The sequence below is a fragment of the Haematomicrobium sanguinis DSM 21259 genome, from assembly GCF_000688395.1.
Lineage (GTDB): Bacteria > Actinomycetota > Actinomycetes > Actinomycetales > Micrococcaceae > Haematomicrobium > Haematomicrobium sanguinis.
Genome location: NZ_JIAG01000001.1, coordinates 257671 through 283892 on the forward strand (window position 1 = coordinate 257671; position 26222 = coordinate 283892).

Consider the following 26222-nt stretch of genomic DNA (forward strand, 5'->3'; position numbering starts at 1 on the left):
GCACCCAAAGAATTACGACGGCGATGCTCGCCCTCCTGCTTCGCCTCACCTTCCTCCAGTGGCGGGCATGCGAGCTGACTGGCGATAGATTGAGTGCATGAGCGAAAACGTGCCGGCGCCCCCACGCGCCAAAAAGGTCCCCACCACCCGCACCCATCACGGTGACACCTTCACCGATAATTACGAGTGGATGCGGGACAAAGACAACCCCGAAGTGATCGAGCACCTCGAAGCCGAGAACGCCTACACCGATGCCCTCACCGCCAGTTGGGCTCCGCTTCGCGAGGACATCTTCAACGAAATCAAGTCCCGCACCAAGGAGACCGATCTCTCGGTCCCCTGGCGCAAGGGCGACTGGTGGTACTTCACCCGCAGCACCGAGGGCAAGCAGTACCTCACTCACGCGCGCGTGCCGGCCAGCAACACCGGCGACGCGCACACCGATTGGACCCCGCCCACCATTGACCCCGAGGTGATGCTCGACGGCGAAGAGCAGCTTCTCGACGAAAACGCTGAGGCAGAGGGCCACAAGTTTTTCTCCTTGGGCGGGGCAACAGTAAGCGAGGACGGCACCTTATTCGCCTACGCGGCAGACTATGCGGGCGACGAGCGCTACACGATCCGCTTCAAAAACCTGGAGACCGGAGAGTACCTTGCGGACGTGATTGAGAACGCATTCTGGGCGCCGATCCTGGACCCGAATGGCTCTCGCGTTTTCTACACCACGATGGATGAGAGCTGGCGTCCGTGGCGGGTGTACTCCCACGTATTCGGGACTCTGCCGGAAGAGGACGAGTTGCTTTATCAAGAGGATGACGTCGCGATGTGGACGGGCCCCGCTCTCAGCGACGACGACTCACTGCTCATGATCGGCATCGGGAACTCGGAAGTCTCCGAGACCCGCGTCCTTGACCTGACCGACCCCGATGCAACGCTCACCACGCTCATTTCCCGCGACGAGGGTCTGCTCTATGAGGCGCAACCGATCAGTGTCGACGGTGTGGACTGCTACCTCATGGTGCACAATCGCGACGCGATCAACAATATGGTCTCGCTCGTGGTGACCACCGAATTAAGCAAGCCTCTCGACGAGCAGGTGTGGAACGCCGTCGTACCTCATCGCGAGGATGTGAAGGTGGATGGCCTCACGCTCACCGAATCCCATGCGGCCATTTCGCTACGCCGGGGCACCATCCCGACCGTGGAGTTCATCCCGGTTGAGGGGATCGGAACCGCGGAGCAACAGCCCGGCGTGGAGCCGGAGTTTGCTGAGTCGCTGTTTACGTTGGCGGTTGCGCGCGCGGATTTCAGCGCGCCGGTGGTGCGGCTGAGTTTCCAGAGTTACTTCACACCGCCGCAAGTGCTGGACTATTTTCTGGGCAACTCTCAGCTGGTGCTGCGCAAGGAGACCGAGGTGCTCGGCGGCTACCACCCCGATCAGTATGTCGCCGAGCAGATGTGGGCGAGAGCGCGAGACGGTGCGAAGATTCCGGTGACGCTCATGCGCTCTACGCGGGTGCGGCCGGGGGCGAACCCTGGGATTATCTACGGTTATGGCAGCTATGAAATGAGCATGGACCCGTTCTTTTCGGCCGGGCGGCTGAGCCTGCTGGACCGCGGGATCGTGTTTGTGGTTGCGCATGTGCGCGGCGGCGGCGAAATGGGGCGCGGTTGGTATGAGGATGGGAAGAAGTTGCGCAAGCGCAACTCGTTCACGGACTTTGTCGATGTGACGGATTTTGTGGCCGAGTCCGGCTGGGTGGATCCTGCTCGCCTCGGTGCTGCCGGCGCGTCGGCGGGCGGTCTGCTGATGGGTGCGGTGGCGAACCTCGCGCCGGAGAAATATGCGGCCGTGGTGGCGCGGGTGCCGTTTGTGGACGCGCTGACGACGATCCTGGACCCGGACTTGCCGCTTTCGGCGCTGGAGTGGGAGGAGTGGGGCAACCCGATCGAGGACGCCGAGGCTTATGCGTACATGAAGTCCTACACGCCGTACGAGAATATTCAGGCTGTCGAGTATCCGCGGATTCTTGCGCTGACCAGTTTGAACGACACGCGCGTGCTGTATGTGGAGCCCGCGAAGTGGGTGGCGCAGTTGCGCGAGGTCACGGTCGGCGATGAGCCGGTGTTGCTGCGGACCGTCATGGACGGCGGGCACGGCGGGGCGAGCGGCCGCTATGAGAAGTGGCGCGAGTTCGCCTGGGAGTTCGGGTTCCTGGCCGACGCGATTGGGGCGCGCGAGTTGCGGTGACCGTAATCCGCGGATTGTGGTCACCCACGCGTGTGGGTGACCATAATCGAGGGATTGCAGTCACCCCCACCGCGACTCACGAAGAAGGGCCCCGCTCATGGAGCGGGGCCCTTCGACTAGGTGCGAGTGGAGAATCGGTGACTCTCCCCTAGGTTTTTAGTGCTGTGCCTTGCGGCGACGGATTGCGGTGTATGCCACGGCACCTGCACCGGCAAGCAACAGGGCGGAGCCTGCGAATACCAGCGGCATGGTCATTCCGTTAGCACCGGTGTCGGGGAGGCCGTCACCGTTGTTATCGCAATTCGGGTCAACCGGGATGGCCTTAGCGGTCGGCTTGCCGTCCGGGCCGATTTCCACAACAACCTCGGTCTCGCAGGTAGGCTGCGGGCTCGGGCTGGTGGTCGGCTGATCGGTCGGCTTCGGCGACTCGGTCGGAGGAGCGGTCGGCTCTTCGGTCGGCTTCGGGGTCTCGGTCGGAGCCGGAGCAACGATCTCGATGCCTACGCGGGCCTCAGGAGCGGCAACGCCGTCCACGGTCTGCGATGCCACGATGTCGTAGGTTCCGGCTGCAAGATCCTTGGCAGGAAGGCTAGCAGTCCACTTGCCGTCCTTGACCTCGAACATTGCGGCAACGCCGCCGTCGAATCCGACGCGTACTTCGCCGTCCACGGACGCGGTGCCTTCGATCTTGATCGAGGCGGTGCCCTGGTCGTACTTAGCGCCGCCACCGGGGTTGGTGATGGTCACTGGACCCGGCTTGACGAAGAAGGAGCTGGAAACCCACTCGGATGCGGCACGGTCGCCCTTGGCGGCCTGGCGTGCCTCGATCTTCTGAGCGTCGTTGGAGAACGGAACGCCGCCCTCAACCTGGTAGCTCCACTTGCCGTCTGCATCCACGGTCACCGTCACGGTTCCGTCAATACCTGCGCCCTTGAGCTCAACAGTGGCATCCGGGGTTCCGGTGCCGTAGTAAGCGAGAACGCGGCCGAAGGTTTCGCCATCCTTAGGCGAGGTGATGGTCGGCTTGTCCATCGGTGCAGCCTTCACGTCAACGGTGAAGTCGGCAACTGCGGACTTGTTGAAGCCGTTGATGGCCTGAGCGGTGAAGTTGTACTTGCCCGAGGAGTTCGGAGCCTTGATGGTCCACTGACCGTCAGTCACGGCAACGTACTGATCCTCAGCACCCGCGGACTTGATGACGACCTTGGTGCCATCTGCCGCATCTGCAACGGCGCCAGTGATGGTGCCGCCCTGAACAACAGTTCCGTTGTTTTCAGGGGAAACAAGGGTCGGAGCGTTGACGTACAAAGCAACGGTGTATCCGTCGGTGACTGCCAGACCCTCTTCGATCTGGTTGCCAACGGAAATGTCGTACATTGCGCCCGTTTCTGGGTCTTGGGCTTGCCTGCCGCCAGTCAAAGTACCCACAGCAACCGATCCAGCAATAATGGATCCGCCCGAGTCGCCAGAATCCGAAATTGTTTCGCGATTGGCGCCTTCGAACTCAAAGCCGTAGGTGGCACGAATGTCATTCTGATCCGCGGGGTAGTTGTCGCCACCGGTCAGTGCAACACCAACACGGTTGACGGTTCCACAGGTCCAGAATGTAGTGCGGCCAGACTTGCAAACTGCATCGCCAACGACCGCGTTACGCACAGAGGTCACCTTGACTGCGTCGGCAGAAAGGTTTGTTCCGTCGCCCCATTGGGTAACGGCAGCAGGAAGGTCGTAGCTTTCGGGGATGCCGTCGATCACTGCGATATCGGTACCAACATTGCCGGTGTTATCCCAGTTTTGGAAGTCGACGTTCTCAGCGACAGAATTGCCTGGGCCACCAAACTGGCTGAAGCTGACAGCACCGAAAAGGTAATCGCTACTCAGATCGCTGCCGAGATTGACACCTGAGTCTCCCTGAAGATCCGCGCGGGGATCACTCAGCGATACATTGTTGTAGGTCCCATCGCTAGTGCAGTGACCTGCGGTGATTCCCGCCGGCTGTCCATCCTTATTCCAGCCGTTGAACCCCAACGAGCAGAGCCCAATCGAACCAGTGGGCTCTTTGGTCTCGTCCATTATGATTCCGTGACCGCCAGGCACATCGTAGCGTGTCTGGGTCAACTCCGGCGCGGTCTCGGTAGATACGTTAGAGAATTTAGAGGTGAATCCGGCTTCCGGTGCTTCAGCTGAACGAGCCGCCTCATTCGAGTTGGCCTTCTTCGTGATGAAGAAGTTGCCTTGTTGGTCAGTGGTCACCGAGACTAGGCCGTCAATGCCGTTCTTTGCGGCATATTCGTTGTAGAGCGCGACGACATCGCCTTTATAAGTCTCTTTGACTTCGGCTTTCGCAGGCGCTGGCTTAGTGGTGCCAACATCGCTAGCCTCGGCCTTCTTCGCCGCGGTGTCCTTGAACTCGAAACCGAGCTTCTTCACGGCAGCCTTCAGCGCTTCACCGGTACCGGAGACGACGACCTTCTTGCTGTCCACAAGAGCGATGCCCTCGTAGCCCTCGATGGCGGAAAGCTCCTTGACCGCGTCTGCGGCCTTGGTGCCTAGCTCGCCAGCGGCGACGAATTCCTCGACGGTCATGCCGAGGTCGCGCTTGATGGCCTCGACCAGAGCCGGGTCATCGATGACGGCACCCTCAGTTGCCGGAGCCTGAGTCGCAGGCGCCTCAGTGGCAGGTGCAGTTGTTGCGGTGGTTTCCTTATCCGGTGAAGCGTTTGCCGGGACGGCAATGAACGCGCCAGAAAGGGCCAGCGCCGCAGCAGCGCACACAGCGCTGGAACGCCGGATAAAGGCGTGCGGCTTCTTATTCATTAGGTGTACCCCCAAATAAGTACAGGTTGTTGCGCCTTGTCGGGTCCAGGCCCCGTCGCCTCGCAGTTGGCCAGCGAGTGCCACATGTCACACAGCACTCAGACTTTCCAAAGCTTACAGACTTTTCTCAGGTTCGCCAATGGAAAATTTGAGAGTTCAAGCGCCGTTAACCTGAAATCGCGTACGACGGCGTTGCTCGCCAAAGCGCGCAAACGCGCCAATCCGCGGGTCAAGAAATCTCAAAACACCTAGTCAGACGCCGTTACCAGCCAGTTACCTTTCTTTCAGGAAACGTCCAGCTACCACCTGAGTACTTCCTGAGAAAATTTATGCAAGATTTTTTCCCTTCCCGGCTTTTTTGCCGCTCTCCCACCCTGGTCCCGACCTGGCTCGAGCGAAGCGCCCCTATATATAGGAGTCGCGCAGATAGACTCGACCCTGTGAGCAACAATCCGCACAGCACCCCGAACCCCGTCCCCGCCACCGTTTCCGACACATTCGACCCGGAGCGCTGGCGCACTGTCGAGGGCTTTGCGGATCTCACCGACATCACCTACCACCGGCAGGTGGACCGAAAGAAGCACGACGGCGTTAACTCACCTTCCGAGCGCGACTTGCCTACCGTACGGATCGCCTTCAATCGCCCCGAGGTGCGTAACGCGTTCCGTCCCCACACCGTGGATGAGCTGTACCGGGTGCTTGACCACGCCCGCATGACACCGGATGTCGCCACCGTGCTATTGACCGGCAACGGCCCAAGCCCCAAGGACGGCGGTTACGCGTTCTGCTCCGGCGGCGATCAGCGCATCCGCGGTCGTGACGGCTACAAATACGCCGACGGGGAAACCAAGGATTCGATCGACCCGGCCCGCGCCGGACGGCTGCACATCTTGGAGGTGCAGCGCCTCATCCGCACCATGCCCAAGGTCGTCATTGCGGTCGTGAACGGCTGGGCGGCCGGAGGCGGTCACAGCCTGCACGTAGTTTGCGATCTCACCATCGCCTCGAAGGAGCACGGCAAGTTCAAGCAGACCGACGCCACCGTCGGTAGCTTCGACGCGGGCTACGGCTCAGCACTTTTGGCCCGCCAAACCGGGCAAAAGTTTGCGCGGGAAATCTTCTTCTTGGCCCGCGAATACTCCGCCGAGGACATGGTGCGCATGGGCGCCGTCAATGAGGCCGTCCCCCATGGCGACCTGGAAAACACCGCACTGGACTACGCGGCCGACATTGCCCGCCAGTCCCCGCAAGCGATTCGGATGCTCAAGTTTGCCTTCAATCTCCCCGATGACGGCATTGCAGGCCAACAGGTCTTCGCCGGGGAAGCCACCCGCCTGGCATACATGACCGATGAAGCCGTCGAGGGCAAGGAAGCATTCTTGCAAAAGCGCGATCCGGACTGGTCCCGCTTCCCCTATTACTTCTAACCTGTCGACCATCTAAGGAAGCAGGATCCAAGATGCCCCCACAAGACATCCGCATCACCGCAATCCAAGCAGACCCGAGTGAGCCGCAAACGCTCTTACGACCGCTCATGCGCGCCCTGGAAACAGAAGGCGAAACGCTCGGCATCTATCACGGGGACACGAACCCGTTCCCCACGCACGCCACAATAGACGTTCCCGAGGACGATGACGCTGCCCTCATCATCGCCACCTCCGGTTCGACCGGCACCCCCAAACAAACGGTCCTGACCGTGGACGCGCTCTCCGGCTCCTCGATGGGCACCGCGATCACCTTGGGGATGGAGGGTCAGTGGCTGCTCGCGCTCCCGACCTCCTACATCGCCGGAATCCAGGTGCTCGTCCGCTCGCTCTACGCTGGAACCGCGCCGATCGTCATGCCGCTGGACGCGAAGTTCACCCCCGAACTCTTCACCGCATTCGCCCGCGAAATGACCGACCGCACCCGCATGACCTCGCTCGTCCCCGCGCAACTCGACACGCTCCTGCAGGACCCCAGCCCGGAGACCCTCGCCGTCCTGCAACGCTTCAACGCGATCCTAATTGGCGGCGCCCCCATTCCAATGGCACTCCAAAACCGTGCCGCAGAACTGGGCCTCAACCTCATCCGCACCTACGGGAGCGCTGAAACCGCGGGCGGATGTATCTATGACGGCACCCCCATTGACGGTGCCGAAGTCCGCATCGAGGACGGCGCAATCCTCCTCGGCGGCGCCACTATCGCAGCCGGATACCTGGACAACCCTGCCCTCACCGCAGACCGCTTCTTCACCGACGAGAATGGCACCCGCTGGTACCGCACCGATGATCTTGGCCACATCACTGACGGCGTGCTCACCGTCACCGGCCGCCGCGACGACGTCATCAATACCGGCGGCATTAAGGTCTCCGCAGCCCTCATTCAAGAGCGGCTCAATCAGCACGAGGCAGTAGCCGAATCCTTTGTGACGGGCACCGAACACCCGCACTGGGGCACCCAGGTGAGTGCCGCCGTCGTGCTTCACACCCCGGTACCCGAAGACCAACTGGCCGCGTGGGTGGAAGCCGAGCTCGGCAAACCCGCGCGCCCGCGCCGCTGGCTGCGCGTGCCGGCGCTTCCGGTGCTGAATAATGGCAAGGTGGATAGGCAGGCGCTGATTGCGCGGCTGCGGGAGATGAACGACGGCGAGCGGCCGGCTAAGTAGCGAAGGGAACCAGAGCGTGGCAACAGTGGGGCAATGGATTGCGGGAGCTCGTTTGCGGACGTTGACGATGGCGATCTCGCCGGTCATTGTCGGTAGCGCCGCAGCGTTTGACCTCGGCTCGTTCCGGTGGGAATACGCGCTCATTGCGCTCGGGATTGCGCTGCTGCTGCAGATCGGCGTGAACTACGCGAACGACTACTCGGACGGAGTGCGCGGCACCGATGACAAGCGCGTCGGACCGTTGCGGTTGACCGCCTCCGGTGCGGCCTCACCGGGTGCGGTGAAGACCGCCGCGTTCGTGTGCTTTGGGCTGGCGATGTTGCTGGGGCTGTTGCTCGTGGTGCTGACTCAGACCTGGCCGCTGCTTTTGGTCGGCGTCGCGTGCGTGGTGGCCGCGTGGGGGTATACCGGCGGCAAGAACCCGTACGGGTATCTCGGGCTCGGCGACGTGTTTGTGTTTATTTTCTTTGGGCTGGTGGCGACCCTGGGGACAACGTACACGCAGGCCGGGCGACTGGGGACCGTCGCGTGCATCGGAGCGATTTGTTGCGGGTTGTTCGCGATGGCGTTGCTGATGGCGAACAACGTGCGGGACATTCCGACCGACCGTGCCGTCGGCAAGAAGACGCTCGCCGTGCGGCTCGGGGATTCCGCGGCGCGGCTCGCGTTTGTGATGATGCTTGGCGCCGCGATCTTGCTACCGCTGATTCTGGTGGGGACGCACCCGTGGGTGTTGCTTGTGCTGCTGTTGATTCCGGTGTGTTTGATTCCGGCGTGGGTGATGTTGCGGGCGAGCTCGCCCGAGGCGCTCATTCCGGTCCTGAAGCAGACCGGGGTGGCCTCGCTGCTGTTTGCTGTGCTGTACTCCGGCGGCGTGGTGCTGACGCGGGTGCTGTCTTAGGGGCTGTGCGGTTTTGGGGGCTGCGCGGCTTTGGGAGCGTGTGGCCTTGGGGGTTGGCGCTAACGGTTTTGCGGGCGGACGTTCGGGTCCGCGTCATCCTCAGCGGCGGCGTCGTCAAGCTCTAGCTTGTTCCGTTTCGGCGTGCCCGTGCGCTTGACCTTGTCGCGAAGGTAGATGCCGGCCGCGTCGCGCCACTTGCTGAAGAAAAGGAAGCACACGCACCACGCGACGATAGCGCCGAAGATAACGCCAAAAATCGGTCCCGTCCCTAGGTACCAGAACAGCAAAAAGAAGGCGACGGTCAGCCCAAAACGTAAAGCGGTGTATCTCCAAAATGGCACGTGGTTATTGTACGGGCCGAACCTGGGTGCCCGCTCCGGCTTCTCCGCGCTGCTGTACGCCACACTCCGCGACTACGGGTTTCGGTGCTCACGGGTTGCAGGAATCCCACTAGAATTAACGCCATGCCTCGACTCGTGTTGTTCCTTGCCATCGCACTCATTGCGCTCCTGGTGTATGCGCTGATCGATTGCGCGATGTCAGATCGCAGCCGTGTCCGGAGCATTGCAAAGCCTTGGTGGATTCTCATCATCATTGTGTTGCCCGTCGTGGGCCCCGTGCTGTGGTTTGTGCTGGGCCGGCCCCGCCGCGACTACACTCCGCCGCCGCGCACGCGTCCTGTTGGCCCGGTAGCACCGGATGATGATCCTGAATTCTTGCGGATTCTCGAGCAACGCCGCCGCAATCAGGCCAAGGAGGCTGAGCTGAACGCCCGCGAGGAACAATTGCGCAAACGCGAGCAGGGTCTGGGCAAAGAAAACCGCGACGAAGACCCCTCTTAAGCGGACCGTCTCCAGGCTGTTCACCCACACGTCACGCCCAGGTCACGTCGGCGCCACGCCCCCGATGCCGCACCCCACCCCAAAAAGTTGACGCAGATTAACAAAAGTGTGCGGGATCCCGTACAACTTTGGTGATCTGGTACAACTGCGTGACGTGCTTACTCAGCCTCAGCCCACTGCACTCCTGCGCCGCGCAAGAGCTGGACGAGCCGCCCGGGTTCACGGATTTCGTCCCACCCCCAGCGCACTACGGTGTAACCGAGTCGTCGCAACCGGTCTTCACGCTTCTTCTCAGCCAAGAGAACTTCCTCAAGAGACTTCCCGTTGCGAAACTTGGCATCTCGGTACTTGACCATTCCGTCGAACTCACCGATAACCCGCGATTTTCTGAAGAACGCATCGACGTAAGCGACGAAACCGAGTTCGTCCTCGAACCTGACCTGCAACTCGGGCACTTCAAGCCCCGCGTCAATCGCGATTATTCGGCTAAGTGTTTCGCCTGGCGACATGGAAAGCGGAGTCGCTAGGTCGAGTATCGCAGTGGCCAACTGACGTTTGGTCTTCGCATTGAGCCGACGGATGGTTTCTGTGATTTGTGTCCGTGCTTCTTCCTCGCTTATCCGATCTTCGAACACCATTTGCCGGAGGAGCCAGTCCATGGCGGCGACTGCCCACGACCGTGACAATTGCACGGACAAGCTGACCACGGTGTCAGTACGGGCCAGAACTTTGATCCCGTCGGGACGTCGCACCAGCCGTGGGTCGGCAAGGAAGGTGACAAGTCGCTTATAACCTTTCCCACTGCGTTGGCCAGTTCGGGTGCGCAACACCTCTACAATGGTTGGCGTAAATTCGAGCCAGATTTCCCAATAAGTTGCAGCGCTTCTGCCGATGAGCGCGAAGTTCGTGAGACCTCGCCTGCTGAGCGCTTGGACTTTGAGTTCATGGCGTTGCAAATGCGAGAGTTCCTCGCTGGAGGAAACATAAGAGCCATAGTGGACACATGTGAGTTCACCAGCACCGACTTTTCGGTAAAAGCGCTGTGAACTTCCGAGGCGGGGTGCGTCGTCTCGGTGTGCTTGAAGTGGTGGAAGTGTCTTACTCATGGGGAAAGCATTCCGAGACATGAGGTTTAGCGACAGTGCGGATCAAGCATTTGTGGATAACCGCTCGCAAAAACAGAACTGTGTAGGAGCATCCGCTCTCGCATCAAGAGTTGCAGATTCGCTCGCGCCGCCCCAAAGCGCTGAAAAAGTTGACGCAGATCGCCGAAGTTGTGCGGGATCCCGCACACTTTTGTTAATCTGCGTCAACTTATTTGGGGGGAGGGGGAGGTGGGCTAGGTCGGGTTCACTCCCGAGTATGAGTGCAACCCGGAGAAGTAAATGTTCACGATCGAGAAGTTGAACACCACGCACAAGTAGCCGACCATGTTCAGCCAGGACGCGCGCACCCCGGTCCAGCCGCGCGTCGCACGAGCGTGCAGATACCCGGCGTACACCACCCAGATGATGAACGTCCACACTTCCTTGGTGTCCCAACCCCAGTAGCGCCCCCACGCCTTTTCCGCCCAGAGCGCTCCGGCCATCAGCGTGAACGTCCACAGCACAAACCCCAGCGCGGTAAGCCGGTACGCCAGCGTCTCCAGCGTCAGCGCACTCGGCACGTTCGCAAAGAACCCGGTAATCGCCGACTTCGCTGCCTTCGCCTTACCCTCCACACGCGTCTGAATCAGTTGCAACACCGAGAGCGCAAACGCAATCGTGAACAAGCCCGACGCCATCACCGCCACCGACACGTGGATCACCAACCACGGGCTTTGCAACGGCGGAGACGTCGGCGCCACCGGCGTCGGGAACACCACCACGGCCGCGGTCATCATGATCACCACGAGCCCCAGCACAAACGTGCCAATGAAGCGCAGGTCCCGCTTGATCAGCACAATCAAGAACACCGCCACCACCACAAGCGCGCCGGTGGTGCAGAACTCGTACATGTTGCCCCACGGCACGCGATTGGCCGCAATGGCTCGAGTGACCACGCCAATCGCGTGGATGACCAGACCGAGAATCGTCAGTGCCACCGCCACGCGCGCCGAGGGCCGCGGCTTGGACGTGTACGCGAGCGAATCGAGTTTCATGCCGCCCTTGCTCGAGGCGACCCGAGAATTGTCCAGGTCCGGCACTTGAGGCGAGTAACCGCCGTCGTTCTTCACCCCCGCACTACCCGCGCCGCCCGCGGAGGCCATGGCCAGCTTCTTGGCGCGCCGCTCTTCCTTGGTCCCGCTCGCGGACACGGTCTTGAGCGATTCGCCGCCGGAAACCATTTCCCAGGCGAAGAAGATGAACGCGACCGTATACGTTATCCCGGCCAGGAGCATGAAAATTTCGCTGAAGGTGCCAAGCTCTGCATTGACTATCGGATTGTTCATGAGTTGTCCTTGCTGGCGGTGACCAGGGTGTCGTCGGTGTCGGGTCTATTTTCGTCGTGATCGTCTGGGGCGGGCAAGTCCCAGGCGGTAGAGAGCATCTCGGAGACGGAATCGCGTTCGCGCGCGAGCCCGTGATCCTCGCCGCGCGCCAGCAAGCCGAACTCCACCATGGTGCGCCCATCGGGGTGTTGCCCGGCGCGCACCCAGACGCGGCGGCGCGCAATGAACAGCGAGCCGATCAGCCCGAGCAGCGCGAGCGAGGAGAAAATCAGCGCGGGGATCTTCCCCGGGTCATACGTGATATCCACGCCGATATAGCGTTGCAACCCGCTGAAAGTGATCGAGCCCTTGCCTTCGGGCAGGTCATAGGTCTGTCCGGGCTCGAGCACAATGCCGCCGGAGGACAAATCCCGCGAATTGAGCGGCGTCAACGTCGAGGTGTCTAACACGTACACGTTGGAGGGCACGCCGTTATCCAGCCCCAAATCCCCGTAGTAGGAGTTGATATTCAGCGTCGGGTTAAAGGGATCCGGGTCTGCCGAGTACGCCACCCCGTTAGCCGAGGTCACCGCGGTCGGCAGGAAGAATCCCACAAAACTCAGCTGATCCGGGCGCGCGTCCGGGACCTTCAACACAAAGGTCGAGTTGTAGTTGGAGTCGTTCGGCAGCGTCACTACCGGCCCCTCGGAGGCGATATTCCCGTTGCCATCGCGCACCGTGATCGAGGGCGCATAGCCGTTGCCGACCAAATAAATCTCGGTCCCGCCAAGGCTGAGCGGCTCATTGACCTTGAGCACCTGTTTTTGCTCCGGGGAGTCCGGCGAATCCTTCGTTGTCACAAACGCTTCAAAGTTGGTGGGTTGCCCGTACTGCACCTTCTCGCGGTTGAACGTCGGCTTGAACTCGTCGAGGCGCACCGAATACGGCACGAGCGAATCCTGGTTGAAGTACCCGCCCTTGCGGAAGTTGTCATAGGCGACGAGGTTATTCACAAACGTATCGCCCTCGATAATGACCTTCTGCCCGCGATAACCAAACAGCCCGGTCACCGCGAACGCGATCATCACGCCGATCAGCGAGACGTGAAACACCAGGTTGCCGAGTTCCTTCAAAAATCCGCGCTCGGCGGCCACGGACGGCCGGTCGGTGTCCAGGTCCTGCACCACCACGCGGTATCCGCGCTTTTTCAGCGCTTTTGAGGCTTGTACGACGGCGTCTTCCGCACTTAATCCCGCGGCTGCCGGTACCTGGAGGGTTCCGTATTCGGAAAGTCGGGACAGCCGTTTTGGAGTCTTGGGCGGCTTGGCGCGCCACTGTTTGTAGTGCTGGCGTGTCCGCGGGATGACGCAGCCGGCCAGGGAGATGAAAAGCAACAGGTAGATGGCGGAGAACCAGAACGAGGAGTACACGTCGAAGAGTTGGAACGTGTCCATCCACTCGCCGATGCCCGGATTGTCTTGGATGTATTTGGTGACCGCGGCCGGGTTCTGAATGCGTTGCGGGAAAAGGGAACCGGGGACTGCCGCAACAGCCAGAAGCAGCAGCAGGAAGAGGGCGGTGCGCATGCTGGTGAGCTGGGTCCACGCCCAGCGCAACATTTCCACAAACCCGAGGGCGGGTGCTTTTACACTGTTGTCTTTACTCATCTACGCATCACACCGGCAACGTTACTGTGGTCAAAAGTCCCTGAAGGTTGGCAATCCATGCTTGCCACACACCAAACACCATGAGCAGGCCAAGCACAATGAGCATTCCGCCGCCGATCCGCTGAATCAGCACGCGGTGCTTCTTGAAGAATTTCATGGCGCCCATGCCGCGGCGCACGCCCAGCGCAATGAGGAGGAACGGCAGCCCCAAGCCTAGGCAGTAGAACAGGGTTAAGAAGGCGCCCTTGAGCGCGCTTCCTTCCGAGTCGGAGAGGACAAGCAACTGGATTGCGGCGAAGGTCGGCCCAATGCACGGCGCCCAACTCAGCCCAAAGATCACGCCCAACAGCGGCGCCCCCCACAGCCCGGCGGGCGGACGCGCTTCGATACGCCGATCACGCTGGAAAAAGGAGAACCCGCCGAGGAAGACGATTCCCATGACAATGACCACCACGCCGAGTGCACGCATGATCCACTGCTGGTTTCCGGCCTGCAGCCACACAGCGACCTGGCCGAAGAAGGCGCCCAGCAACACCATGACGACGGTGAACCCCAGCACAAAGAGCCCAATCCCGAGCAGCATCCTCCCGCGCCGCTGCTTCTCCAGGTCGACACCGCTCAAACCGGTGACGTAGCCCAAATACCCCGGGACAAGCGGAAGCACACACGGCGAAACGAAGGACACCAGGCCGGCCAACACCGCGACCGGGATGGCAAGGAGCATCGAGCCGTTGAGGATGGCTTCGCCAAAGGGGTTCGCCTGCATGACGGGCGTGAGCGGAGCGAGCGCCGGAGCGAGGGCGAAAGTCACCCTTCGTCCACCACGGTCTGCAATAGGGTACGCAGCACGGACTCTTGAGCGAGCCCAATCACGCGTGCACTCACCCGGCCTTCCTTATCCAAAATAATGGTGCTGGGCACGGCCTGCGGCGGAACAAACTTGCTGAGCGCGAGGAGCACCGAGCCGTCCGAGTCTGGAACCGAGGGGTAGGGAATCTTGAAGTTGCGTTCAAACGCCTGGGCGGTCGCCTTCTCATCGCGCACATTAATGCCCAAGAAGTTGACCTTGTCGCCAAACTCGTCGGCCATTTTCACCAGCGTGGGCGCCTCCGCGCGACACGGTGCGCACGCGGCGTACCACACATTGAGTAGCCCAGGTTTGCCGCGCCAATCCGAAGCGGCGACTGCCACGCCGTCGTACGTGGTTGCTTTAAACTCCACCGGCTCGCTCCGGTTGCCCTTGGCATATTCGGTGACCGAGCCATCCCCGGCAATGTAGTTCTTGTTGTCCCCGGCGCTGGCCTGCTGGGCGAGCGAATCCTGCGGCGCGCACGCGGCGAGCGCCGGAAGAGCCAGGGCGCCAAGCGCCAACGCGGAAAGCACGGTGCGGCGGGGGGCGACGCCGGGCAGACGTCCAGGGCTATCGGCGGGGGGAAAGTTCACGTTTTCTCCAGGCGGATGCGCGTGGGTCGATGGGGGATCGAGTGCGGCGCGCCCGTTTTCTACGACTTGTAGTAGACAATACTATTACGACAACTACGCGCCCGGTAAATTCGCCGCTTTGGCGAGCAATGGCGCGTTGGGCTCATGGTACCGAACCGATCTGAGCGCGCCATCCAGGAATTCAAAACTCGTGATGGACGTGAGTGTGCACTCGCGCTTGCGGGGATCGTGTGGCAGCGGGCGGCCCTCGGCGGCCAACCGGGTCACCCAAATGGGTAGCTGGTGCGAGACCATGACAATATGGGCGCCACCCGGCTCGCGTTGCGCGACGCCAGTGCCGCGCGGAGTTTCAGTGCCGTGCGGGTCCTCAGTGCCGTGCGGGGCACCCGCGCTCTCCGCCGCTACTCTCGCGCGCTCCATCGCCCCGCGCATCCGCGCCACCTGCGCCCGATACGCCTCCCCCCACGATGGCCGAAACGGATTGACCAAATACGGCCAGTGCCGCGGATTGCGCAGCTCAGAGGTGATCCCAGAAAGCCCTTCGAAATGATTCTCGGCCTCGATAATGTCCGGCTCCTCGCGCACCGGAAGCCCAAATGCTTGCGCCAGCGGGGCCGCCGTCTCCTGGGCCCGCTCCAGCGGCGAGGCGTACACCGCAACGAGTCCGGTGCCCCACGGCCGCCCGGCCTCCGCCGCCTCGACGAAATACCGAGCCACGCCTTGGGCCATCCGCCGCCCCAATTCGGAGAGATGAAAATCCGGCAATCGCCCGTAGAGCACTTTGTCAGGATTGTGGACCTCGCCGTGGCGGATGAGGTGGATCGTTGTCAGTGGCACGCTCCAAGTTTGTCAAAAAATGTCGAACCCTCTGGAATAAACATGCGTTTGCATGGATTATGGTTCCTGAGGGCGGGACATAAACGCCCCTGTTGGACCTGGTCCAACAGATATACGATTGACCAAAATCACACTTATAGGAGACTTCATGTCACTCCCCACCGGCATCACTCAAGGCACCTGGAACCTGGACCCCGCCCACAGCGACATCAGCTTCTCGGTTCGCCACGCAGGCATTTCCAAGGTCCGCGGCAGCTTCAAAGACATCAACGCGCAGCTCAACGTCGGCGAGACCCTCGAGGACTCCTCGGTCACCGCCGAACTTAAGACCGCGAGCATCGACACCCGTGACGAAAACCGCGACGGCCACCTCAAGTCCGGCGACTTCTTCGACTCCGAAAACTTCCCGGCCATCACTTTCAAGAGCACTGAGATCTCCGGCAGCGGCGGAAGCTACGACATGACCGGCGAACTCACCATTCGCGACACCACCTCCACCGTGCAGGTCGAGGTGGAATTCAACGGCGTCGCCATCGACCCGTTCGGCAACACCCGCGCGGGCTTCAGCGGCGAAACCACCATCAACCGCAAGGACTTCGGCCTGACCTGGAACGCCGCACTGGAAACCGGCGGCTTCCTGGTCGGCGATAAGATCACCATTTCCATCGACGCATCTTTCATCGCGCCCAAGGCTGACTAGTCGCCTAGCGTGAATTACGACGGCGCGTGCTCACCGCGAGCACGCGCCGTCGCCATATGCTGGGGTACTTTGTGCGAATTTTGTGGCGCTGGTTCGCCATAAGTACGGGCTAAACGGGTAGTGTTTTCAGTATCCGAATGTCCCAGAAGCACAGAAAGTGTGAGACATGAGCACTCCACCACAAGAACCCACGAACCCGCAGGACCCCGCCGCTGGGGCGAACGGCACTCCTGCCAACCAGCCGCAGTACGGCCAGACGTCACAACCTTCGCAACCGCAGTACGGCCAGCCCGCCGCAGGCCAGGATGCCGGTGCGTCCTACAACTACCCGGGCGCAAACGAAGCCGCCGCACCCTACACCCCGGGCGCGTATGGTAACGGAGCTCCCGCTGGCCCCGTTGCCACACCCAAGTACGTGAACATTGCGTTTTGGCTGTACCTGGCCGCGGCGGCGCTCTTTATTATCGGCGGCATCGTCAACATTCTTGCCATTAACTCACCGACTGGACGCGATCTCATCCGCCAGAGCATTGAGACCTCGAACCAGACCGTTCCGGCCGGCACCTCGATGGAAGAAGTCATCAACATTGCCGTCGGAGCTGGCACCGGCTTCGTGATCTTCATGATGATCATTGTGGCGATTTGCTACCCGTTGTGGGCAGTCTTCTTCCGTAAGGGCAAGGGCTGGGCTCGCATTATGGCGACCATCTTCGCCGCAATTGCGATCTTCATCGGCTGGGTTTTGGCCGGTGCGATCTTCGGGACCATCGCGATCATCCTGGGCATCGTCGCGGTGATCTTGCTCTACATCGGCGATTCCGCGCCGTACTTCCGCAAGGCGCCTAAGTACTAAGCCGCACGGGCCTCAACACTAGAGGGCGTGGGACTCCGGAACATCCGGGTCCTGCGCCCTTTGTGCGTGATAGGCCAAGATCTGCAATTCCGTTGCGACATCGACCTTGCGCACTTGGACGTGCTCGGGCACCTGCAACACCACCGGCGCAAAAGACAGAATGCTGGTGATCCCGGCGGCCACAATCCGATCGGCCACCTCTTGGGCCACCGCGCCAGGCACCGCCAACACCGCCATATTGACCCGGGTCATACTGAGTACCTGCTCCAATTGACTCATCGGTGCGACGCGCAAGTATCCGATCTCGGTTCCGACTACCAGCTGATCGGCGTCAAAAATGGCGGCCACATCAAATCCGCGGGTCCCGAAACCGCTGTATCCCGCGAGTGCGCGGCCCAAGTTACCGGCACCGATAATGGCAACCCGCCACTGCTGGCTCAGTCCCAGCACGTGCGAGATTTCCGTCATGAGCACCTTGACGTCATATCCCACGCCGCGCGTTCCATAGGTCCCCAGGTGTGAGAGGTCACGTCGCAGTTGCGGCGAATTGACCCCGGCCGCCTCTGCGAGCTCTTCCGAGGACACCCGCTCAACCTCGTCAGCGAGAAGGTTCGTCAAGACGCGCAAGTAAATGGGCAAGCGCGCAAGCGAGGCGGGAGGTATGCCGCGGGCGCGATCCTGCGCGTCAGACTCGATGCGTTCGCTCATGCGCTGCCCAGTTCCGCGCGCACCAACCGCTCCAGCCGATCGGGGTCAATGGTCCAAAAATCGCGCTGTATGCCGTTAATAAACACCACGGGAATCTCCTCGGCGTGCCGTTCCATCAACTCGGCTTGATCCTCCGGACCCCACTCTTCCCACGGCACCCCCAGCGAGAGCGAAACGGCGGCGACCACGCGACGCGCGTCCTCGCACAAATGGCATCCCGGCTTGGTCAATAAGCTCACTCGGGGAGGTGCCGCCGCGTCCATCTCACTCATACTCTCAACAATACTCACGAGTTCCGGGTCCACGAATCGGGCGCGATACCATTGGCTATGTGCCTGAGCCCACCGGACAAACTTTGCCACTCGTGGGCGGCACCCTACCTCGAAACGCCGAAGCGGCGTTCTTCGACGTCGACAACACCCTGATGCGCGGGGCGAGCCTCTTCCATGCGGCACGCAAAATGTATGAGCACCGCGCCTTCACGCTTGGTGATGCGGCCGGCTTTGCCTGGAAACAATTCCTCTTCTCCTTGCGCGGCGAGAACCTCGACCACGTCAATTCCATCCGCGACAGCGCACTGGGCATCATCAAAGGAGTCAAGCGCAGCGAAGTGGCGCACGTCGGCGAAGAGGTGTTTGACGAGATGATCTCCTCGCGTATTTGGCCCGGCGCCCGCGCCCTGGCCAATCAACACATCCAGTCCGGTCGGCGGGTGTGGCTTGTCTCGGGCACCCCGATCGAAATCGCCGGCGTCATTGCCGACAAATTGGGACTCACCGGCGCGCTCGGCACCGTGGGCGAAGTCCTCGACGGGGTCTATACCGGCAGACTGGTCGGTGACTTTTTACACGGCCCGGCCAAAGCAGCAGCCGTCCAAGATCTCGCCGAACGCGAGGGGCTGAACCTAGAGAACTGCTGGGCCTACTCGGACTCGCACCACGACCTACCTCTCTTGACAATGGTCGGGCATCCCGTCGCCATCAACCCGGACGCCAAGCTGCGCAAATACGCAAAAGAGCATCGCTGGCCGGTTTACGATTTTCGCTCCGGCACCCGCGCGGCGACCTGGGGACTCAAGGCCGCAACCCTTGGCGGGATCGTTTACGGCGTTGGCAAGGGCGTACGGCTGGCTCTTCGGCGCCGTTAACGGCCCACCCCGCAGGCGCTCGAAGCACCCCCGCCATCCCCAGCAATGCTCGGCCAAGGCGGGGCCGCGCCGTCGTTCTTAAAACAACAAACCCCGCCGTTTTCGGGCGGGGCTTGGTCAGCGCGCTACTTTTTATTGCGGCGCTGGTGGCGTGTGCGGCGCAACAGCTTGCGGTGCTTTTTCTTAGCCATCCGCTTGCGACGCTTCTTAATAACTGAGCCCACTCAAGTCCTCACAGGTGTATTCGACGGTAAAACAGTCCTTAACAGCCTACATTCTTCGCGGCAAAAGCCCGAATGCGCTTATCCGGTCCGTCCCTCGCGCACGGTCGAACGGCGCAAATACTCCTGGACCGCGGTGTCCGGCACCCGGAAGGAACGGCCCACTTGGATCGCCGGAAGCGAGCCCGAATGGATCAGCCGGTACACGGTCATCTTGGATACGCGCATCATTGCGGCAACTTCCTGAGCCGTCAAAAACGTCGACTCGGCATAAGGTCTTTCAGCCATAATCTTCCCCAGAGCGTGCCTTGGCAGGCGGTGATGATGCGCGTTGAGCGCCATGAATCTGTTTGTCACTCTAGTGGCAAATGGGACAAAAGTTAATGCGCGAACAAAATTTGTCCGTTCATGACCGCCCGTGCGTGACCCGATAGAAGCCCTCGATATGGGCTTGCAGGAGGTGTGCGGCATCCTCGCGGCGGCCGTCAATGAGGGCGTCGAGAATCGCGCGATGCTCGCGGTCGAGTCGGTCGGCGAGCTCGGGCCAGTCGGTGATTCCCGCGATCGATTCCAAGGTGTAGTGGCGCACCGATTCGCGCAGCCCGCTCATCAGCGCATGTACGACGGCGTTGCCCGCCGCCGCGGACAAGGTTACGTGAAATTCGGCGTCCAGGGCGAGGAAATCGGTGGGGGTCGAAGGGGCCGGGTCGCCTTCCTGGGGGCGCTGGGGGCCTGCGGGGTTTGGCGTGGCTGGCGGGTTGGGCGCGGCTGCGGGGTTGGGCGAGGTTGCGCTGGGGTCCATGCGGTGCAGTATCTCGGCGGCTTCCTGCAGCGCGGGGTGGGCCGAGTCAGCGTGCTCGGCCGCCCAGGTTTCCAAAAGCACTCGCGTTTGGACGATGTCGGTGAAGGGAAGCGTCGCGGAGGCGAGGTGTAGCTTAAGGGCGGAAGCGAGCGGAATGTGCGGGTCGGCGGTGATAATGGTGCCGGCGTTAGCGCCGCTCCCGGTCGCGGCCCGCACCAAGCCCATGGCCTCCAGGATGCGCACGCCTTCGCGCACCGAGGGGCGGGACATGCCCAGCCGCTCCGCCAGGTCGCGCTCGGAGGGGAGGCGCTGGCCGGTGGAGAGGGTGCCGTTTCTCAGGTTGTCCTCGACCCACTGCAGCAATTGTTCGTGCGACTTCACCCTCCCGATTCTACGAGCCGCCGTCCCGCGTGCCCGGCGCCGCGCCCGCGCGCAGTCCCCCGCGCCGTCCCCCGCGCGCCTTGGCTCTACTCCCTCGCGCCGAAACGGCACATATTCCGCTAAAGAGGGCGTCTTTAGCGGAATATGTGTCGTTTCGGCGAAGGGGGTCGGTGCGATATTCTGTGGTCAGACCACAGGCGGCCTTAGCCGCCCCCCACACGCTTCGTGACTCTGCAAGGTGAGACCCGATGACCAATCCACACACCCCTAAACCCACACCCGAGGCGCTGCGACGCCGGATTCCCGATATCAAAACATTGGCCGAAGTGATGAAGTTCAAGGCTCCGACCCTGGATTTCAAGAAGCGACGGCTTCAAGAGGCGCACACCGTGTGGGACTTGCGATCTATCGCCAAGCGACGCACGCCCAAAGCCCCGTTCGATTACACCGACGGCGCGGCCGACGGCGAAATCAGCATCACCGGTGCCCGCGACTTGTTCAGCAAGGTGCAGTTTGTGCCGTCAGTGCTCAACGACGTAACCGAAGTGGACCTCTCGGTGGAGATTCTGGGCAAGCGCTCCGCCATGCCGGTGGGTATCGCGCCGACCGGGTTTACCCGGCTGATGCAATCCGAGGGCGAGTACGCGGGAAGTTCCGCCGCCGAAGCGGAGGGCATTCCATTTTCGCTCTCCACCTTGGGGACGGCGTCGCCCGAAGATGTGGCCGCCCACGCGCCGCACGCTCGCCGCTGGTTCCAGCTCTATGCGACTCGAGATAAGGACCGCAACGCGAGCCTTATCCAACGCGCCGCGGACTCGGGTTTCGACACGCTCATGCTTACTGTCGATACCGCAGTCGGCGGCAACCGCATCCGCGATCTGCGCAATGGCATGAAGATGCCGCCGCAGCTCACGCTCAAGACCGTTTTGGACGCGTCTTACCGCCCGGCATGGTGGTACAACTTCCTAACTCATGCGCCACTGGAGTTCGCCTCGCTCTCCCACTTCGATGGAACCGTGTCTGAGTTGCTGACCTCAACATTCGACCCGGGCCTCAGCTTTGACGACGTTGCTTGGTTGCGCGAGAACTGGAAGGGCAATCTTTTGGTCAAGGGCATCCAGAATGTAGATGATGCTCGCCGCAGCATGGACGCCGGGGCCGATGGCGTCATCCTGTCCAACCACGGGGGGCGGCAGCTTGATCGTGCACCGATACCATTGCAACTTGTCGCACCCACCCGAAAGGCGCTGGGCGAGAAGGCGACCATCATTATGGACACTGGAATCATGCACGGCGCCGACGTGTTGGCGGCGATAGCGGCGGGTGCCGACTTCACGCTAGTGGGGCGCGCGTACCTCTTTGCTCTGATGGCTGGCGGCGAGGCGGGAGTCTTGCGCATGTTGGAGATCTTGCGCGGCGAAATGACCCGGACCTTGAAACTCATGGGCGTGACGCGCGTGGAGGATTTAACCCCGGATCACGTACGCATCCCCGACTAATTCCCGTCTATGTAGCGCGACACGCCGAAGGAAACGCGGTTTCCTCGGCGTGTCGCGCTACATAGATGGGGTTAGGGGTCCTCGCGGCGGCGTCGCAGCTTCGGTAAGTGTGAAAACAGATCGGCGGCACGTTCGGCGGCACGCTCGACGGTGCGTTGAAACTGTTGCTGGACGCTCGGGTCATTTGCGTCCAGTCCAGAAAGATCCGGCTCCGCCTCCGCAATCGTTGCGGCCGGAGTCGCAGCCGGGACATCACGGAGCGGTTTCGCGACCGACGCTGGGCGCACACCAAAGTTCGCGAGCCACGCGGAAACCTCGCCAAGCGGCGCCTTGTTGAGCGAATAGAACCGCCGTTGGCCGTCGGCTCGCATCGTGACAAGCCCGGTTTCGCGGAGCAATTTCAGGTGCTTGGAAACGGTTGGCTGACTGGCGCCGAGCTCATCAACGAGCTCTCCTACGGCAAGGTCACCCTCGCGCAACAAGCTAAGAATCTGTCGGCGCGTGGGATCAGAAATTACCGCGAAGACGTCGCTGCTGCTCATTTCATAACCATATCTGCATATTTTTGGCCGGGCTAGACAGTGACGGCTTTTAGTCGAACCAGGGGTCGAGACCGTGCAGCGGGAACACTTCCTTGCGGGTCGCCATGATCGCTCGGTCTATTGCCGAATTCGGGTCATAACCAATGTCCCAGGACTTCCACCACAGATCGGCCCCATCCCCCATCCGCTCCGGAGCTTCCACACCGTAACGTTCCTTCACCATCTCCCTCCACGGTGCTGGTACCGCGGTCTCGAGAGGGATGGCGCGCCCGGACGCGAGCGCCATGAGATGAGTCCAGGTGCGGGGCACTACCGACGTAATGTTGTATCCGCCTCCACCAAGTGCCAGCCAGCGCGACTCGGTGTGTTTGCGCGCTAAGGAATCCACCGAGAGCACCGCTTGCCGTTGGGCGTCCACCGATAGTCTTAAGTTGGTAAGCGGGTCGGATCGGTGTGAATCGCAGCCGTGCTGGGACACGATCACTTCCGGCTCAAAGGCGGCGGCCAGTTGCGGAACCACCGAGTGGAAAGCGCGCAGCCAGTCCCCGTCTCCGGTCCGGGCGCCAAGTGCCACGTTCACCGCGGTGCCCTCGGCGTTTGCGCCCCCAATATCATTCGCGAAGCCCGTTCCGGGAAAGAGCGTCATCCCGGACTCGTGCAGCGAAATGGTCATCACCCGCGGCTCGTCCCAAAACACTTTCTCCACGCCGTCACCGTGGTGCGCGTCGACGTCAATGTAGATGACTCGGCCCACACCCAAATCCAAAAGTTCCTGTATGGCCAAAGCGGCATCGTTATAGACGCAGAATCCGCTGGCCGCTCCCGGCATGGCGTGGTGCAGACCGCCGGAAAAGTTCACCGCATGAGTGATTCTTCCCGACGCGACATCTCGCGCCGCCAAGAGCGATCCGCCCACGATTCGCGCCGACGCATCATGCATTCCAGCAAAGGCGGGATCGTCCGCGGTTCCGAGCCCGCGCTCTGGGATCGAGAGCGTAGGGTCCTCGCTGACCGCACGCACCGCCTCGATATATTCCGCGGTATGCACATGTTCGAGCTCCGCATCGGACGCGATCTCAGGTTCACCCAGCGAAACATTCTCTAAGTCGAATATTTCGAATTGCTCCGCCAATTCTGCCGTCAGCCGCAACCGTTCCGGGTTCATCGGATGCTGGTCGCCAAAGTTATACGCAGTGAGCGCTGGGTCCCAGTAGATACGGGTGGGGACCGGGCTATGGGCCAATGGTGAGCGTGCAGTCACCTAACACAGGCTACGCGAACTTGTGGCTTGACCCACATTTGAGCCCGCTTCGCGCCCGGGTGAGTGGTTGAATAAGCAAGGTACATGTTCAAGCTGCGACAAGGGACGGTGAGCACCGGGTTGAGTTTTCCACGAGCCGCACGTGCGCACCACCAAGGACCGCGCCGATCAATTTTCGCACTGGTCCGCGACTTCATTAACTCGGTCGCCAACTCCTCCCCGGCCCGCCTAGCGCTCATCGTCTTTGCCATGGTCGTGTTCTTCTTCACGGCTCTGCTGATGTTGCCCATCTCTTCGGCAAGCGGCGAAGTCACCCCGCTCCCGGACGCCCTTTTCACCGCCGCGTCCGCGGTCTGCGTGACCGGACTGACTGTCGTTTCCACCGCAACGTACTGGTCCTTCTTTGGCCAGTTGGTCATCCTGATCGGCGTCTTCATCGGTGGTCTTGGAACCCTCACGCTGGCATCAGTTCTCGCGCTCATTGTGAGCAAGCGACTGGGCGTGCGCGGCAAACTCATCGCCGCCGAGGCCACCAACACCGCCGGAAAGCTCGGCGAAGTGGGCACACTACTGCGAATCGTGATCACCACCTCGGTCATCGCCGAGTTCTCCATTGCTCTTATGCTGTTTCCGCGCTTCCTGATCCTGGGCGAGTCCGTCGGCCAAGCGCTCTGGCATGCCATCTTCTACGGCATCTCCGCGTTTAACAACGCCGGATTCACCCCCCACTCCGACGGGCTCATCCCCTATGAGGAAGACCCGTGGATCCTGGTCCCGCTCATGCTCGGTGTGTTCCTGGGCAGCCTCGGTTTCCCGGTCATGATGGTGCTCATCGCCTCCCGATTGCGCGTCAAACGCTGGAACCTGCACACCAAGCTCACCATCCTGGTCTCGCTCATTCTGCTCGTCGCCGGCACCATCGGCTGGGCGCTCCTGGAGTGGAACAACCCGAAAACCATTGGCGACATGACGTTCGGGGACAAGACCCTCCACTCGGTGTTCGCTTCGGTCATGATGCGCTCGGGCGGATTCAACCTGGTCGAAATGATTGACCTGAACTCATCGTCGCGCCTGCTCACCGACGCCCTCATGTTTGCCGGCGGCGGCTCCGCCTCGACCGCGGGCGGCATTAAGGTGACCACCATCGCCGTCGTATTTCTTGCCATCGTGGCCGAAGCGCGCGGTGACGCGGACATGAAAGCCTATGGACGCACGGTGAGCCTCGGCACGCTGCGCGTGGCCGTCTCCGTGATTGCCATGGGCGCGACCGTGGTGCTCATCGGCACCGGCGCGATCCTCATCACGAGCGACACCAATTTGGACCGCGCGCTCTTTGAGGTCATTTCCGCGTTTGCGACCTGCGGGCTGAGCACCGGGCTGTCGGCTGAGCTCGATCCGGTCGGAAAGTATATTCTGTCAGCACTGATGTTTACCGGGCGCGTGGGCACCGTGACGCTCGCGGCGGCCCTTGCACTGCGGCAACGCAGCCAGCTGTATCACTACCCGGAAGAGAGGCCGATCATTGGCTGAGAGACAATCAGGCGCATCCAGGCCAGACCACTTGGCACCGGTACTCGTGATCGGGCTGGGCCGTTTCGGCGCCGCGACCGCCGCCCAATTGGTGGAACTGGGCCGCGAAGTCCTCGCGATCGAGCGCGACCCCGCCCTGGTTCAAAAGTTTGCCGGCCAGCTCACGCACGTGGTCGAGGCGGACGCGACTAACATTGACGCGCTACGCCAATTGGGCGCCGAGGAATTCACCTCCGCGGTGGTCGGCGTCGGCACCTCCATCGAGTCCAGCGTGTTGATCACGGTGAACCTGGTCGACCTGGGTATCGAGCACATTTGGGTCAAGGCCATCACCGCCGCGCACGGCAAAATTCTGGCGCGCATCGGCGCGAACCACATCATCTACCCGGAAGCCGATGCCGGCCGCCGCGCCGCGCACTTGGTCGGTGGGCGCATGCTGGACTACATCGAGTTCGATGACGACTTCGCGATCGTCAAAATGTACCCGCCCAAGGAGACCGTCGGCTTCACGCTCGGCGAGGCGCAAATCCGCAGCAAGTACGGGGTCACCGTGGTCGGCGTGAAGTCGCCCGGCGAGGATTTCACCTACGCGCGCCCCGACACTCGCGTGTCCAGCCGCGACACGCTCATCGTGTCCGGTCACGTGGAACTTTTGGAGCGGTTCGCGGCCAGGCCGTGAGGGCCCGCGCACCGGCACGCACCCGATAGCCGCACCTAGATCTCCCCGGTCAGAGACCCATAACAGTTATGGGTCTAAACCTCC

The 26222-nt window shown here is 61.7% G+C and carries 26 protein-coding genes; 11 read left to right on the forward strand and 15 right to left on the reverse strand.

Features of this window, described 5'->3' with window-relative positions; genetic code table 11:
• The first annotated feature begins 97 nt into the window (after positions 1-97).
• A complete protein-coding gene (locus tag O148_RS0101220) occupies positions 98-2251 on the forward strand; it encodes a S9 family peptidase (RefSeq protein ID WP_026529466.1) in 2154 nt (717 codons plus the stop codon).
• Positions 2252-2407: 156 nt separating this feature from the next.
• Here the strand turns inward: O148_RS0101220 and O148_RS18155 are convergent, their stop codons facing one another.
• Positions 2408-5068 carry a S1 family peptidase gene (locus tag O148_RS18155; protein ID WP_026529467.1) on the reverse strand — a complete coding sequence of 887 codons (2661 nt, stop codon included), beginning with the start codon at positions 5066-5068 and terminating at the stop codon, positions 2408-2410.
• A 440-nt stretch (positions 5069-5508) separates the two neighbouring features.
• Here O148_RS18155 and O148_RS0101230 point away from each other — a divergent pair, with 440 nt between their 5' ends.
• From O148_RS0101230 to O148_RS0101240, 3 genes are read left to right on the forward strand one after another with little or no spacing between them, the layout of a single operon-like run.
• Entirely contained in the window at positions 5509-6495 is a 987-nt protein-coding gene (locus tag O148_RS0101230) for a 1,4-dihydroxy-2-naphthoyl-CoA synthase (protein WP_026529468.1), read from the forward strand.
• A gap of 32 nt (positions 6496-6527) precedes the next feature.
• Complete coding sequence (locus tag O148_RS0101235; protein ID WP_051619672.1) at positions 6528-7715, forward strand: AMP-binding protein; 1188 nt, start codon at positions 6528-6530, stop codon at positions 7713-7715.
• Positions 7716-7731: 16 nt separating this feature from the next.
• Complete coding sequence (locus tag O148_RS0101240; RefSeq protein ID WP_026529470.1) at positions 7732-8616, forward strand: 1,4-dihydroxy-2-naphthoate polyprenyltransferase; 885 nt, start codon at positions 7732-7734, stop codon at positions 8614-8616.
• Positions 8617-8675: 59 nt separating this feature from the next.
• Here O148_RS0101240 and O148_RS0101245 read toward each other — a convergent pair whose 3' ends face one another.
• Positions 8676-8957 (reverse strand): DUF4229 domain-containing protein, encoded by a 282-nt coding sequence (locus O148_RS0101245; RefSeq protein WP_026529471.1) that lies wholly within the window; start codon positions 8955-8957, stop codon positions 8676-8678.
• Positions 8958-9080: 123 nt separating this feature from the next.
• Between O148_RS0101245 and O148_RS0101250 the strand changes: the two genes are divergently transcribed.
• Complete coding sequence (locus O148_RS0101250; protein ID WP_026529472.1) at positions 9081-9458, forward strand: PLD nuclease N-terminal domain-containing protein; 378 nt, start codon at positions 9081-9083, stop codon at positions 9456-9458.
• A gap of 158 nt (positions 9459-9616) precedes the next feature.
• Here O148_RS0101250 and O148_RS16830 read toward each other — a convergent pair whose 3' ends face one another.
• The 6 genes from O148_RS16830 to O148_RS0101280 all read right to left on the reverse strand — a co-directional run bounded on the left by O148_RS16830 (position 9617) and on the right by O148_RS0101280 (position 15815).
• On the reverse strand, positions 9617-10414 hold the full coding sequence (locus tag O148_RS16830; RefSeq protein ID WP_051619673.1) for a hypothetical protein: 798 nt from the start codon (positions 10412-10414) through the stop codon (positions 9617-9619).
• A gap of 383 nt (positions 10415-10797) precedes the next feature.
• Positions 10798-11889 (reverse strand): c-type cytochrome biogenesis protein CcsB, encoded by a 1092-nt coding sequence (gene ccsB / locus O148_RS0101260; protein WP_026529473.1) that lies wholly within the window; start codon positions 11887-11889, stop codon positions 10798-10800.
• Positions 11886-13535: a cytochrome c biogenesis protein ResB gene (gene resB / locus O148_RS0101265; protein WP_026529474.1), complete on the reverse strand. Its 1650-nt coding sequence runs from the start codon at positions 13533-13535 to the stop codon at positions 11886-11888. The genes ccsB and resB overlap by 4 nt, the downstream gene beginning before the upstream one ends.
• Before the next feature lie 7 nt (positions 13536-13542).
• Entirely contained in the window at positions 13543-14301 is a 759-nt protein-coding gene (locus O148_RS0101270) for a cytochrome c biogenesis CcdA family protein (RefSeq protein ID WP_026529475.1), read from the reverse strand.
• Between the two features lie 41 nt (positions 14302-14342).
• On the reverse strand, positions 14343-14978 hold the full coding sequence (locus O148_RS0101275) for a TlpA family protein disulfide reductase (RefSeq protein WP_084156912.1): 636 nt from the start codon (positions 14976-14978) through the stop codon (positions 14343-14345).
• Between the two features lie 93 nt (positions 14979-15071).
• Positions 15072-15815 (reverse strand): histidine phosphatase family protein, encoded by a 744-nt coding sequence (locus O148_RS0101280; RefSeq protein ID WP_026529477.1) that lies wholly within the window; start codon positions 15813-15815, stop codon positions 15072-15074.
• Between the two features lie 148 nt (positions 15816-15963).
• Here O148_RS0101280 and O148_RS0101285 point away from each other — a divergent pair, with 148 nt between their 5' ends.
• A complete protein-coding gene (locus tag O148_RS0101285) occupies positions 15964-16515 on the forward strand; it encodes a YceI family protein (protein ID WP_026529478.1) in 552 nt (183 codons plus the stop codon).
• A 166-nt stretch (positions 16516-16681) separates the two neighbouring features.
• Positions 16682-17368, forward strand: coding sequence for a hypothetical protein (locus tag O148_RS0101290; protein WP_026529479.1), 687 nt, complete (start codon positions 16682-16684; stop codon positions 17366-17368).
• An 18-nt stretch (positions 17369-17386) separates the two neighbouring features.
• On the opposite strand, the gene O148_RS0101295 is transcribed toward O148_RS0101290, so the two are convergent.
• Together O148_RS0101295 and O148_RS0101300 are read right to left on the reverse strand one after the other, a co-directional pair.
• On the reverse strand, positions 17387-18076 hold the full coding sequence (locus O148_RS0101295; RefSeq protein WP_051619674.1) for a redox-sensing transcriptional repressor Rex: 690 nt from the start codon (positions 18074-18076) through the stop codon (positions 17387-17389).
• On the reverse strand, positions 18073-18348 hold the full coding sequence (locus tag O148_RS0101300; RefSeq protein ID WP_240470752.1) for a glutaredoxin family protein: 276 nt from the start codon (positions 18346-18348) through the stop codon (positions 18073-18075). The genes O148_RS0101295 and O148_RS0101300 overlap by 4 nt, the downstream gene beginning before the upstream one ends.
• Positions 18349-18407: 59 nt before the next feature.
• Between O148_RS0101300 and O148_RS0101305 the strand changes: the two genes are divergently transcribed.
• Positions 18408-19223 (forward strand): HAD family hydrolase, encoded by an 816-nt coding sequence (locus tag O148_RS0101305; protein WP_051619675.1) that lies wholly within the window; start codon positions 18408-18410, stop codon positions 19221-19223.
• Positions 19224-19348: 125 nt separating this feature from the next.
• On the opposite strand, the gene O148_RS17300 is transcribed toward O148_RS0101305, so the two are convergent.
• The 3 genes from O148_RS17300 to O148_RS0101315 form a co-directional block, all read right to left on the reverse strand.
• Positions 19349-19447: a 30S ribosomal protein bS22 gene (locus tag O148_RS17300; RefSeq protein WP_012085056.1), complete on the reverse strand. Its 99-nt coding sequence runs from the start codon at positions 19445-19447 to the stop codon at positions 19349-19351.
• Between the two features lie 78 nt (positions 19448-19525).
• Complete coding sequence (locus O148_RS0101310) at positions 19526-19732, reverse strand: excisionase family DNA-binding protein (protein WP_026529483.1); 207 nt, start codon at positions 19730-19732, stop codon at positions 19526-19528.
• 118 nt (positions 19733-19850) lie between these two features.
• Positions 19851-20627, reverse strand: coding sequence for a FadR/GntR family transcriptional regulator (locus tag O148_RS0101315; protein WP_026529484.1), 777 nt, complete (start codon positions 20625-20627; stop codon positions 19851-19853).
• Positions 20628-20875: 248 nt separating this feature from the next.
• Here O148_RS0101315 and O148_RS14080 point away from each other — a divergent pair, with 248 nt between their 5' ends.
• A complete protein-coding gene (locus O148_RS14080) occupies positions 20876-22126 on the forward strand; it encodes an alpha-hydroxy acid oxidase (RefSeq protein WP_035744213.1) in 1251 nt (416 codons plus the stop codon).
• Between the two features lie 71 nt (positions 22127-22197).
• Here the strand turns inward: O148_RS14080 and O148_RS0101325 are convergent, their stop codons facing one another.
• On the reverse strand, positions 22198-22668 hold the full coding sequence (locus tag O148_RS0101325; protein ID WP_026529485.1) for an ArsR/SmtB family transcription factor: 471 nt from the start codon (positions 22666-22668) through the stop codon (positions 22198-22200).
• Between the two features lie 49 nt (positions 22669-22717).
• Positions 22718-23929, reverse strand: a complete 1212-nt coding sequence (locus O148_RS0101330; protein WP_051619676.1) for an acetoin utilization protein AcuC — start codon at positions 23927-23929, stop codon at positions 22718-22720.
• Between the two features lie 84 nt (positions 23930-24013).
• On the opposite strand from O148_RS0101330, the gene O148_RS0101335 reads away from it, so the two are divergent.
• Together O148_RS0101335 and O148_RS0101340 are read left to right on the forward strand one after the other, a co-directional pair.
• Positions 24014-25459: a TrkH family potassium uptake protein gene (locus tag O148_RS0101335; RefSeq protein WP_084156918.1), complete on the forward strand. Its 1446-nt coding sequence runs from the start codon at positions 24014-24016 to the stop codon at positions 25457-25459.
• On the forward strand, positions 25452-26138 hold the full coding sequence (locus O148_RS0101340; RefSeq protein ID WP_051619677.1) for a potassium channel family protein: 687 nt from the start codon (positions 25452-25454) through the stop codon (positions 26136-26138). The genes O148_RS0101335 and O148_RS0101340 overlap by 8 nt, the downstream gene beginning before the upstream one ends.
• Positions 26139-26222: the final 84 nt, after the last annotated feature.

Excerpts from the sequence above, each read along its gene's own strand:
- O148_RS0101220 (WP_026529466.1), top strand. The coding sequence starts at position 98 with ATGAGCGAAAACGTGCCGGCGCCCCCACGCGCCAAAAAGGTCCCCACC.
- O148_RS18155 (WP_026529467.1), bottom strand. The coding sequence starts at position 5,068 with ATGAATAAGAAGCCGCACGCCTTTATCCGGCGTTCCAGCGCTGTGTGC.
- O148_RS0101235 (WP_051619672.1), top strand. The coding sequence starts at position 6,528 with ATGCCCCCACAAGACATCCGCATCACCGCAATCCAAGCAGACCCGAGT.
- O148_RS0101250 (WP_026529472.1), top strand. The coding sequence starts at position 9,081 with ATGCCTCGACTCGTGTTGTTCCTTGCCATCGCACTCATTGCGCTCCTG.
- ccsB (WP_026529473.1), bottom strand. The coding sequence starts at position 11,889 with ATGAACAATCCGATAGTCAATGCAGAGCTTGGCACCTTCAGCGAAATT.
- resB (WP_026529474.1), bottom strand. The coding sequence starts at position 13,535 with ATGAGTAAAGACAACAGTGTAAAAGCACCCGCCCTCGGGTTTGTGGAA.
- O148_RS0101270 (WP_026529475.1), bottom strand. The coding sequence starts at position 14,301 with ATGCAGGCGAACCCCTTTGGCGAAGCCATCCTCAACGGCTCGATGCTC.
- O148_RS0101285 (WP_026529478.1), top strand. The coding sequence starts at position 15,964 with ATGTCACTCCCCACCGGCATCACTCAAGGCACCTGGAACCTGGACCCC.
- O148_RS0101290 (WP_026529479.1), top strand. The coding sequence starts at position 16,682 with ATGAGCACTCCACCACAAGAACCCACGAACCCGCAGGACCCCGCCGCT.
- O148_RS0101295 (WP_051619674.1), bottom strand. The coding sequence starts at position 18,076 with ATGAGCGAACGCATCGAGTCTGACGCGCAGGATCGCGCCCGCGGCATA.
- O148_RS0101300 (WP_240470752.1), bottom strand. The coding sequence starts at position 18,348 with ATGAGTGAGATGGACGCGGCGGCACCTCCCCGAGTGAGCTTATTGACC.
- O148_RS0101310 (WP_026529483.1), bottom strand. The coding sequence starts at position 19,732 with ATGGCTGAAAGACCTTATGCCGAGTCGACGTTTTTGACGGCTCAGGAA.
- O148_RS14080 (WP_035744213.1), top strand. The coding sequence starts at position 20,876 with ATGACCAATCCACACACCCCTAAACCCACACCCGAGGCGCTGCGACGC.
- O148_RS0101325 (WP_026529485.1), bottom strand. The coding sequence starts at position 22,668 with ATGAGCAGCAGCGACGTCTTCGCGGTAATTTCTGATCCCACGCGCCGA.
- O148_RS0101335 (WP_084156918.1), top strand. The coding sequence starts at position 24,014 with ATGTTCAAGCTGCGACAAGGGACGGTGAGCACCGGGTTGAGTTTTCCA.